Annotated in this window: 8 protein-coding genes; 6 read left to right on the top strand and 2 right to left on the bottom strand. The window is 48.4% G+C overall.

What is annotated here, in order from left to right; all coding sequences use genetic code 11:
* The first annotated feature begins 455 nt into the window (after nucleotides 1-455).
* Nucleotides 456-1,244 (top strand): response regulator transcription factor, encoded by a 789-nt coding sequence (locus BGL89_RS14945; RefSeq protein ID WP_286826370.1) that lies wholly within the window; start codon nucleotides 456-458, stop codon nucleotides 1,242-1,244.
* Between the two features lie 305 nt (nucleotides 1,245-1,549).
* On the opposite strand, the gene ftsH is transcribed toward BGL89_RS14945, so the two are convergent.
* Nucleotides 1,550-3,445, bottom strand: a complete 1,896-nt coding sequence (ftsH, locus tag BGL89_RS14940; protein WP_286826369.1) for an ATP-dependent zinc metalloprotease FtsH — start codon at nucleotides 3,443-3,445, stop codon at nucleotides 1,550-1,552.
* A 213-nt stretch (nucleotides 3,446-3,658) separates the two neighbouring features.
* Between ftsH and rimP the strand changes: the two genes are divergently transcribed.
* The 5 genes from rimP (at nucleotide 3,659) to BGL89_RS14915 (ending at nucleotide 9,641) form a co-directional block, all read left to right on the top strand.
* A complete protein-coding gene (rimP, locus tag BGL89_RS14935) occupies nucleotides 3,659-4,129 on the top strand; it encodes a ribosome maturation factor RimP (protein WP_286826368.1) in 471 nt (156 codons plus the stop codon).
* Between the two features lie 150 nt (nucleotides 4,130-4,279).
* Nucleotides 4,280-5,476 carry a transcription termination factor NusA gene (gene nusA, locus BGL89_RS14930; protein ID WP_286826367.1) on the top strand — a complete coding sequence of 399 codons (1,197 nt, stop codon included), beginning with the start codon at nucleotides 4,280-4,282 and terminating at the stop codon, nucleotides 5,474-5,476.
* Nucleotides 5,473-5,754, top strand: a complete 282-nt coding sequence (locus BGL89_RS14925) for a YlxR family protein (protein ID WP_286826366.1) — start codon at nucleotides 5,473-5,475, stop codon at nucleotides 5,752-5,754. The genes nusA and BGL89_RS14925 overlap by 4 nt, the downstream gene beginning before the upstream one ends.
* Before the next feature lie 111 nt (nucleotides 5,755-5,865).
* Nucleotides 5,866-8,898, top strand: coding sequence for a translation initiation factor IF-2 (gene infB / locus BGL89_RS14920; RefSeq protein WP_286826365.1), 3,033 nt, complete (start codon nucleotides 5,866-5,868; stop codon nucleotides 8,896-8,898).
* Nucleotides 8,899-9,071: 173 nt separating this feature from the next.
* The gene (locus BGL89_RS14915; protein WP_002801180.1) at nucleotides 9,072-9,641 is read left to right on the top strand and encodes a low-complexity tail membrane protein; all 570 of its coding nucleotides are present in this window, start codon (nucleotides 9,072-9,074) and stop codon (nucleotides 9,639-9,641) included.
* A gap of 28 nt (nucleotides 9,642-9,669) precedes the next feature.
* On the opposite strand, the gene BGL89_RS14910 is transcribed toward BGL89_RS14915, so the two are convergent.
* Nucleotides 9,670-10,398: a carbonic anhydrase gene (locus tag BGL89_RS14910; protein ID WP_286826364.1), complete on the bottom strand. Its 729-nt coding sequence runs from the start codon at nucleotides 10,396-10,398 to the stop codon at nucleotides 9,670-9,672.
* Nucleotides 10,399-10,526 lie beyond the last annotated feature (128 nt).

The raw sequence follows: 10,526 nt of genomic DNA, 5'->3' as shown, positions 1-10,526 counted from the left end.
TGGCTTTAGAAACTTTCGGAATTTTTGGGTTAGAAGTATGTTGTCTTGGCATCTTGTCTGTTGATTTAGCATAAAGGGTAACGAAGAGCCTGAATTATGGTTCTTCCGAACTTACACTGTAGAAAATTCTTCAAGCTCCCTCTCTGCCCAGCAATGCTCTAAAGTTGATAAATATCAATCTAACAAAAACTCAAAGCCTTATTATACAAGCTTTACAACCATGAGTTATTGATAGTTTTACCTGACAGGTTCGGTAGAGCCTGAATTATCAATTATCAATTATGAATGATGAAGTGAGGAGACCACTTCGTGCGCGTTGCGGGGGGAGATGGGGGCAGGGAGAAAAAAGCGTTCGACTGACGGCTGACGAATGTTACGATTGTTACAACATCTTGACATTAATTCTGATACCCTGACAATGTGTCAATCTGTGCAGTAATGGGGCAGAAACTCAAGTGGTATCGATCCATATTTCTATTGTTGAGGGCAACCCGCACTTGCGATCGCTATTAGCTTGGCATCTGCAACAGGCCGGTTATTTGGTTAATCAATCGGCAACCCTGCAAAGTGCGCGTCAAGCTTTCTTTCATCGTCAACCAACCTTAGCAATTATCGATTCCGACTTGCCGGACGGGGATGGAATCGAACTCTGCCGTTGGCTTGATCAACAAAAACAGTCTTTAATACTGATTCTCTCGGCCCGTAATGGCGAAAAAGATGTGGTCAATGGTTTAAAAGCGGGGGCCGACGACTACCTGAGAAAGCCCTTCGGGATGCAAGAATTTATGGCTAGGGTAGAAGTGTTAACTCGTCGTTTAGGCAGTAGGGCTGCTCCCCTACACTTGGATTATGGGCAATTAAAAATAGATTTAGCCCAACGACGGGTACAATTTCGCGGGGAGTATATCGAATTAACGCCCCAAGAATTTAGCCTACTCTACGTTTTAGCCCAAGCGGAGGGAACACCCCTATCAAGAGCCGATTTACTGCGTCGCGCTTGGCCCGAGGAAATTGATAATCCCAGGACAATCGATACTCATGTTCTCTCTCTGCGGAAAAAAATCGAAACCGATCCCAGGCAACCTAATTTAATTCAAACCGTCCGCAACGTCGGCTATCGTTTCAATTTAGAAATGTTGGCCGAGATGACTTCAGCTTTAGAAGCTAATATTATTGCCCCCACCAAAGGCACTCATAACGGTCATTCCATTAATAAAATTCCCGCTCACAATGTTAGTCGTTAATTCTGGCTTTGTCCGACTGATTAGCAGATTGTCTGCTGAAATCGTCTCCTAGCTAGGGTTTGCGGCAAAAAGTTTCTCGTGGGGGTAGGGTGTGGGGTGTAGGGTGTAGGGTGTAGGGTTTTACCAGTTTTGAGGTGGCCAATTACCTAATTTTCAGGGAAAAAGTCCCTGAATTTTCCCCCCGATCCCTCCTAGCTAAGGCACTTTTTGATTGACTAAAAGTCTAAAAGTCTTACCCAACAAGGTTTTTAGATTTATTCAGCCAACCCTAAGCACTTCCTCAAAGCGAGGAGACGAAAACAAAATTAAACCGTAGTCACCATTGACCGATCCGCTTGTTGCTGAAATTCCGTCAATAAACGCCGGAATTCGTCGCCGTCAATGGTTTCCTGTTCAATCAGTATATCCACCAAGCGATCGAGCGCCACACGATTGTCAAGGATAAGTTTTGTTGCTAAATCGTGGCATTGCTTGACAAGTTCCCGTACTTGTGCATCAATCTTCGCCATCATAGCGAAAGAATGGTCGGGATGATAACCAGCACCAGCACCACCGAGATAGGAATTGCCCTCCTCCTCTAGAGCAATCAATCCCAATTCCGACATTCCCAGACGCGTTACCATCTGTCGGGCCAGATAGGTAATTTTTTCAATATCATTGCCGGCCCCGGTGGTCACTTCATCCTCACCGAAGACACATTCCTCCGCTACCCTTCCCCCTAATAATCCCGCAATTCGGGCTAATAACTGGGAACGACTGGTTAAACCCTGTTCTTCATCGGGAGTGAACCAAGTTAACCCCTGCGCTTGACCCCGGGGAATCAGGGTGACTTTTTCCACCTGATCGTGGCCAGGACAGAGAGTACCGACAATCGCATGACCAACTTCATGATAGGCAATCAAACGCTTGGCTTTACTATCAACTAAAGCGCGCCCTTCCATACCGGCCACAATCCGATCGATCGCATCGTTGACTTCCGCCATGGTAATCGCCTCTTTCCGTCTTCTAGCGGTAAAAATCGCCGCTTCGTTGAGCATATTAGCCAAATCTGCCCCAGTAAAACCGGGGGTGCGACGGGCGATCGCCTCCAGAGCCACATCAGCAGCCACCTTTTTATCGCGAGAATGAACCTCCAAAATGGCCAAACGTCCCTTACAATCTGGATAATCCACCACCACCTGTCGATCAAAACGACCCGGACGCAAGAGGGCCGAATCCAAAACATCGGGGCGGTTGGTGGCGGCAATGACGATAATACCAGTATTTCCCTCAAAACCATCCATTTCCGTCAATAATTGGTTCAGGGTTTGTTCCCGTTCATCATTACCTCCCCCATAACCGACCCCTCTTTGACGACCAACGGCATCAATTTCATCGATAAAAACCAAACAAGGGGCATTTTCCTGGGCTTTTCGGAATAGATCTCGCACTCGCGACGCACCAACCCCGACAAACATCTCCACAAATTCCGACCCGGAGATGCTGAAAAAAGGCACTCCCGCCTCTCCTGCGATCGCTTTAGCCAGTAAAGTTTTTCCCGTCCCCGGAGGCCCGATTAACAGGACTCCTTTCGGGATTTTTGCGCCAATCGCCGTAAATTTTTCCGGTTGCTTGAGGAATGTCACCACCTCCTCTAGATCTTCCTTGGCCTCATCCACACCCGCCACATCATTGAATTCTATGCCAGTTTTCGCCTCCATCTGAAACCGCGCCCTTGATTTACCGAAGTTCATCGCTTGACCGGAAGCATTGGCAGAACGACGGATAATAAACACCAATAATCCCAAGACGAGAATAATCACTAACAGGTTAGTGAGAACATTGATCAAGGCCGAATTGTCAGTGCTGGGGAGAATGCCGTACTCGATTTTTTTAGCATCGAGTTTCTTGATTAATTCGGGATTTTGGTCAAATAAATTGACTTCTTTCGGGGGATCCTTGTCCGTTTGACCGACGAGGGTAACTGCTGCCTGCTGCAAAGAAGGATTGATTTCCACCTTTTTTACCTTGCCTTGCTCGATTTTCTCTAACAATTCACCGTAGGTGAGGGTATTTGGGTTTTTTTGACTCCAAGCAGGAGTGACATGGCCAAAGGTTTGCAGAATCATCCAAGTGGTGACAATCCCTTTCCATACTGGTCGATTACCACGATTCTTAGCTGACTTGGCTCTAACTACGGTGAGTGGAGATTTTTGATCCATAATTGACTCTATATCTAGTTACCCTGTATTCATTGTGACAGATCGACTCGATCGTGACCACTGTTCTGTTTTCCCCCAGGCACGACCCCGGGGCAAATAGTGATGACGGTTTTTTGCTATATTGTATTCAGCTAGGTGGTCTAACAACTGCCTATCCCAATCACTAACAGTTTAGGGAAGTGGGTTTCGCCCGCTTTTTTTATTGTCCAAATCATGACCCATCCGCTCATCCCCGACCTGCTGCATCTAGCCACCCCTATCGCTGAAAACTTGGGGCTAGAAGTGGTCGATATCGTTTTTCAAACCAATAAAAGGCCTCCCGTCCTGCGCGTCGATATTCGCAATCTGGGGGGAGATACTGGTTTAGAGGACTGTGAGCAGATGAGTCGGGCCTTAGAAACCGCCCTCGACAGTCAAGAAATCTTACCAGAGGCCTACGTTTTAGAAATATCTAGCCCCGGCATTTCTCGACAACTGAGCAGTGAGCGCGAATTTCAGTCTTTTAAAGGTTTTCCCGTCATCGTTACCGGCCAGGATAGCCAAGGAAAACCGAAAGAATGGCGCGGAAAACTGCAAGGTAGAGATGAGCAATCTATTTATCTTAACCAAAAAGGTCGCTCCCTGAGCATCGATCGCACTACCGTCATCAGCGTCCGTTTAGATGAGCAGCGCAATAATCAGTAAACAGTAAACAGGGATAAGGATGAAGATAAATAACTAACTAACTGATTAACTTAAAACTTACATCTGATAACTGATAACTGATCACTGATCACTGATACAAGGCTGACGGCTAAAAAACTAATAACTCAAAAGTAAGGAGAAAAAATAATTATGGCTACTGTTAATTTGCCTGGTTTAAAAATAATGCTCGAAGAAATTAGCCAACGACATAATCTGCCCAAAAATGCCGTACAAGAATCCTTGCGTGAAGCACTTCTCAAGGGTTATGAACGTTATCGACGCGCCCAAAGTTTAGAAAAAGCTGCTCAATTCCATGAAGATTATTTCAATAACTTTGATGTGGAATTAGATGTAGAAGAAGAAGGCTTTCGCATCCTTTCTACTAAAACTATTGTCGAAGAAGTGACCAATGCCGACCATCACATCGGTCTCAAAGAAGTGCAAGAAGTGGCCGATGAGGCCCAGTTAGGGGATGAAGTAGTTCTTGATGTCACCCCCGACCAAAAAGAATTTGGTCGCATGGCGGCGATTCAAACTAAACAGGTTTTACTGCAAAAACTGCGGGATAACCAACGCAAAATGATTCAAGAGGAGTTCCAAGATCTGGAAGGAACCGTTTTACAGGCCCGGGTCGTCCGTTTTGAAAGACAGGCTGCTATTGTCATGGTACAAAGCACCTACGGTCAACCGGAAGTGGAAGCAGAACTACCCAAACGGGAACAACTGCCCAACGATAACTATCGCGCTAACGCCACCTTTAAAGTTCTGCTCAAAAAAGTCCTGGAAGGTTCTCACCGCGGCCCGCAATTAATCGTTTCCAGAGCGGCGGCGGGTTTGGTAGTATATCTGTTCGCCAACGAAGTTCCCGAAATCGAGGAGGAAATCGTTCGTATTGTCGCCGTCGCCCGGGAAGCAAATCCCCCCTCCCGTCACGTTGGTTCGCGGACAAAAATCGCCGTCGATACCTTAGAGAGAGACGTGGATCCGGTTGGTGCTTGTATTGGGGCTAGAGGTTCGCGGATTCAAGCTGTGGTTAACGAATTGCGGGGCGAAAAAATCGATGTGATTCGTTGGTCTCCAGACCCCGCCACCTACATTGCCAATGCCCTTAGTCCAGCCCGTATCGACCAAGTTTTGTTCACTAATGCCGAAGAAAGACAAGCACTGGTACTGGTGGCACAGGATCAATTGAGTTTAGCGATTGGCAAAGAAGGGCAGAACGTGCGTCTAGCCGCCCGTCTGACGGGCTGGAAAATCGATATTAAGGATATAGCCCTCTATAAAGGCGAACAAGAGGTAAAACCCGCTGAAACAGACCTAGAATCCCAGGATTTAGACCGAGAATGAACACCTTCGTCAATTATCGACGCTGTATTAGCTGCCGTCTCTTCGCCCCGAAAGAATCCTTTTGGCGAATTGTCCGACTACACCCGTCCGGACAGATACAATTAGATCAAGGCATGGGAAGATCAGCCTATATCTGTCCACAACCCAACTGCCTGCAACTAGCCCGACAAAAAAATCGTCTCGGACGCGCCCTAAAAGCCAATATTCCCGAAACGCTCTATGAATCCTTGCAAGAGCGACTCGGGCCTGCCTGGCAAGGTCGTCCAAATCAGGATTAAAATTGACGATCATAGCCACAAAATCGTTAGCATGGAAATGGGACAGTCCTGACAGGATCAAAAAATCAGCCAAATTATAGGATCACTAACACGTTAGCCGGGGGATAATGGATGAGTAACACGAAAGTCAGAATTTACGATTTATCAAAAGAATTGAATCTAGACAACAAAGACATTTTGGACATCTGTGACCAGTTGAACATCGAGTACAAGAGCCACAGTAGCACGATCAGCGAAGAGGATGCCCAACGCATCAAAGCAATCGCTGCGAAGGGAGTTGTTTCGAGTACCAGTAAAAATAGCACGGGTCAGCGAGAATCGGCTAGTCCTGCCGAAGAAAAAAAACAAAAGATTTTAGCCCTGCATAAACACAACCGCCCCGAAACCGGCGAAGAAGGGGAAAGCTATCTCGGTCAAGCCGGTTCCTCGGCCAAACCGACTTTAATCAGTCCCCCCCGTCCCCCGGTTAAACCCCTCGTTGCTCCCCCAGGGCGCGACGGAGCAGCCGAAAAAACTCCCGCCACTGCTGCAGAGATGCTATCTCATAGCCCCAGTGTTAAAGAAACCCCGACCGAAACCCCGCTAGTGTCAGAAGCATCCCCCACCTTAACCGCCCCACCTAATCGACCTTCCCTCACCCCGAAACCACGCCCTGAAACTGCCTCGGGCCGGCCAGAACCCCGATCTAAAAATGCTCCTGGCAGTAACGACAGGCCCAGGGGAGAAAAACGCGAGCGCGGCGAGAGCGAAAATGCCCCTAGTCCTGAGCGCAGGCTAGGCTTGGCTAAACCAGAAAAACCGACCCTCAACCGCAAACCCGACGGAAAAAGCCCGAAACCGGCCGAACCAGCTAGAGAAGTGCGGGAGACGGTGGAATTGAAGCGCCCAGTTCGCCCCGGTTTACCCGCTAAAATCTCGGCTACCGGCGGGGAAGAAACCGATACCACCAAGAAATCTGGTGTTGATGGCACAGAAATCGATACAGATACCGGATTGCTCGGAGCAGACGGGCTGAAAAAACTCAAACGACCCACCATGCCCCCTCGCATGGCCAAAAAATCTAGCTGGGAAGAAGAAGAGGAAGAAGAGAAAAAAGCGGCCAAAACCGCCAAAACTGCCGGCAAAAATAAACGCCGCACCCAAGCTCTCTTTGAAGATGATGATGATCTAGAATCGGAACTGTCCGGGTTAATTAATACCCCCAGTTTTACCCTTTCCACCGCTCGTCCCCCCAAACCGCCCACCGCTAAAGCTGCCACCTCCGGCACTCCAACAGCAGTCAAAGTTAAGCGGCCTAGTAAACCAACTGCCCACACTGGCGGACAGAAAAGCGAGCGCCAAGAACCCCAAGAGGAAAAACGCCCGGAAAGCATCGTCGTCACCGGCAGTCTCACCGTGCGCGACCTCTCGGAATTGATGAAAGTCCCCGAAACTGAGATCATCAGAACCCTATTTTTTAAAGGGATGGCGGTTAATATCACCCAAACTCTCGACGTGGACACGATCGAAATGATCGCCAGGGACTTCGAGATCGCCGTGGAAACCCCCAGCACCCAGTCGGCGGCGATCAAAACCACGGAAATGATCGATGTCTCCGACTGGGAAAGTCTCCAGCGTCGTCCCCCCGTCGTCACTATTATGGGTCACGTTGACCACGGTAAAACCACCCTCCTCGACTCGATCCGCAAAACCAAAGTCGCCCAGGGGGAAGCAGGTGGCATCACCCAGCACATCGGTGCTTACCACGTCGATGTGGAACATAACGGCAAACCAGAACAGATTGTCTTTTTGGATACCCCCGGCCACGAAGCTTTTACCGCTATGCGCGCCCGCGGGGCGAGAGTCACCGATATAGCCGTGCTGGTGGTAGCCGCCGATGACGGCGTACAACCCCAAACGAAAGAGGCAATCAGTCACGCCAGGGCTGCCGAAGTCCCCATCGTGGTGGCGATTAACAAAGTCGATAAACCTTCAGCTAACCCCGACCGGATTAAACAGGAATTGACCGAACAGGGACTGGTGGCCGAAGATTGGGGCGGTGAGACGATCATGGTTCCCGTTAGCGCCCTGCGGGGTGAAAATCTCGATAATCTGCTGGAAATGATCCTCTTGGTGGCAGAAGTAGCGGAATTGGTCGCTAACCCCGATCGCTTGGCCAAGGGAACCGTGATCGAAGCTAACCTCGATCGCACCAAAGGCCCCGTGGCTACCCTGCTCGTCCAGAATGGCACTCTCCGCGTGGGTGATAGCATCGTCGCCGGTTCCGTTTTCGGCAAAATTCGGGCCATGATCGATGATCGCAGTCAAAAAGTCGAAGCGGCCACCCCCTCCTTTGCCGTGGAAATCCTCGGTCTCAGTGATGTCCCGGCCGCCGGCGATGAATTCGATGTCTATGAAAGTGAAAAAGAGGCCCGATCAATTGCCGATCAACGGGCGATCGAACGACGCAACACCCGTTTACAACAGGCCCTCTCCTCCCGTCGCGTTAGCCTTAGCACTCTCTCTATCCAAGCTCAAGAAGGACAACTCAAGGAACTTAATCTCATCCTCAAGGCAGATGTGCAAGGTTCCGTCGAGGCCATCCTCGGTGCGCTTAAACAGTTACCCCAAAACGAAGTCCAGATTCGCGTTCTCCTCGCCTCTCCGGGGGAAATCACCGAAACCGATGTGGATCTGGCCGCCGCTAGTGGTGCGGTGGTGGTGGGCTTTAATACCACCCTTGCCAGTGGTGCGCGCGCATCCGCCGATCGGGAAGGGGTCGATATCCGCGATTACAATATCATCTACAAGCTTCTCGATGATATTCAAGGAGCGATGGAAGGTCTTCTCGACCCCGAAGAAGTGGAAGAACACCTCGGTTTCGCCGAAGTGCGTGCCGTCTTCACCGTCGGTCGTGGGGCTGTGGCGGGCTGTTATGTCCAATCTGGTAAACTGGTGCGGAACCGCTTCCTGCGCGTGCGTCGCGGCAAGGAAATTGTTTATCAGGGAGTTCTCGATTCCCTCAAACGGATGAAGGAAGATGCCCGGGAAGTGGCGACCGGTTTCGAGTGCGGTGTCGGTGTTTCTAAATTCAATGACTGGAAAGAAGGCGACATTATCGAAGCCTACGAAATGGTCATGAAACGTCGCACTTTATCCAGTTAATTAGACTTGAACCGTCGGGAGTCAGTGATCAGTGATCAGTGATCACTGATCACTGATCACTGATCAGTTATCAGTCAAAATTCCCCCACTCCCCCCGCAACGCGCACGAAGTGGTCTCCCCACTTCATAATTCATAATTCATAATTCATAATTTATAATTCCCATTTCCCTCTATGAAATCAGAACCTTTTTTGTGGATTCATTTGGCAGGGTTAGCGGCCTTGCCAATCTTTTTACAAATCGCTTGGATTGGTTTAGCTGTGGGCGATCCCTTGCCTTTTCTTTGGCTAGAATGGCTATTTCTAGGAGCGATCGCTATTATTCCCGTTTTTTGGATGCAGTGGACAAAACCTTTTGATATTTTTAGTCTTTTGTTGGTTGCTCTCAAACCTAGTCAACTCACCCCCGAACAGTTAAAAATTCTCTCTCTTTTTAAACGTCCTCGCCATCGTCTTCTTACTCTTTTGGGAGTCGTCCTCTTAATTCTCATCGCTTGGCCAATCTACAATTTTGCCCCTCTAGCGGCTGCCGTGGCCGCCTATCTCCCCCAATGGCGGCTTTTAGGTTTAGTAATCGCTGCGATCGCTCTCCTCTTAAGTCACCTATTTCTACAGGTTCCTCTGAGTGTTCTGGGGGTTTTAGCCACTAAAGAAAGTGACTGGACAGCCACCGAAGCTTTAGTTATTGAGCGCATTCCTGAGTTATTTACAATTTTTGGTCTAAAAGTTAATAAAATTATCTAAATTAGCCAAAATGCCGACAATTGGTGGGCTAGGAATGCAGGATCGAGCGCCCGTTTAAGGGTTGAATATTCCTCGCATTACTCGGAAAAATCTCAGCCAATTGTTGCAGTTGTTGGGGAGAAATTTTGATCGCATTTTGCCAGACTAACCAGAGAACATCCTCGCTACAGGGAGGAGTGGACAAAGACCCCCGATATTCATAAAAATCGCTATTTTCCGGCAGTAAAAGCCCGGCATTGACCCAAGTATCGGGGATAATCATTTCAGGAGAAGGTTCTTGGGGCAAATAATCCCAAATGGTTTGTAAATAGGGATTATTTGCGCCAATTTCGGCTAAAATGCCCACAACTGCTAAATTTCCCCTCCCATTCCCATGCACTAAATGAATTTCTAGAGGGAAAGACTGACCTTTAATCTGATGTTCGCTGGGATGATGAAAGTGGAACTGCAATAAATGCCAATTTTCGCCGTGAAAACTCATGTTTCCACCTTTTTCGGTATTAACCAAGATTGTACGACCGTTATGGCGAATTTTTAGGGGTACAGGACGATAATTAAAGGTGGGTTGGTATAGCTCTTTTTCAGTCACTATACTCAGATCGATCGGTGTTTGTTGCTTTCCCCTGGTGCAGAGGCGATAATTCCTTGATAATTCGCCCCAATGGTCAATATTTTGATAATTCCAAGCAAATTCTCGATTAATAGCCCCAAAAAGAGCGTGAGAGCCAATAAATTGCAGTAATTCTCGTCTATACATGGTATTAAATCCAGAAATCATCGGATAATTAGGGTCTGCTGAATAAAGCTAAAAACCTTACAGGAAAAGGCTTTTAGCTAGATTGACAGTTGCTCAGGTGCCCCTGAATCTGCTAAAATTACTCAAAA

The organism is Microcystis sp. LSC13-02, assembly GCA_002282935.1.
Taxonomy (GTDB): Bacteria; Cyanobacteriota; Cyanobacteriia; order Cyanobacteriales; family Microcystaceae; genus Microcystis.
The sequence above is the reverse complement of the archived record's forward strand: the minus strand, read 5'-3'. Positions and strand labels throughout refer to the sequence as shown.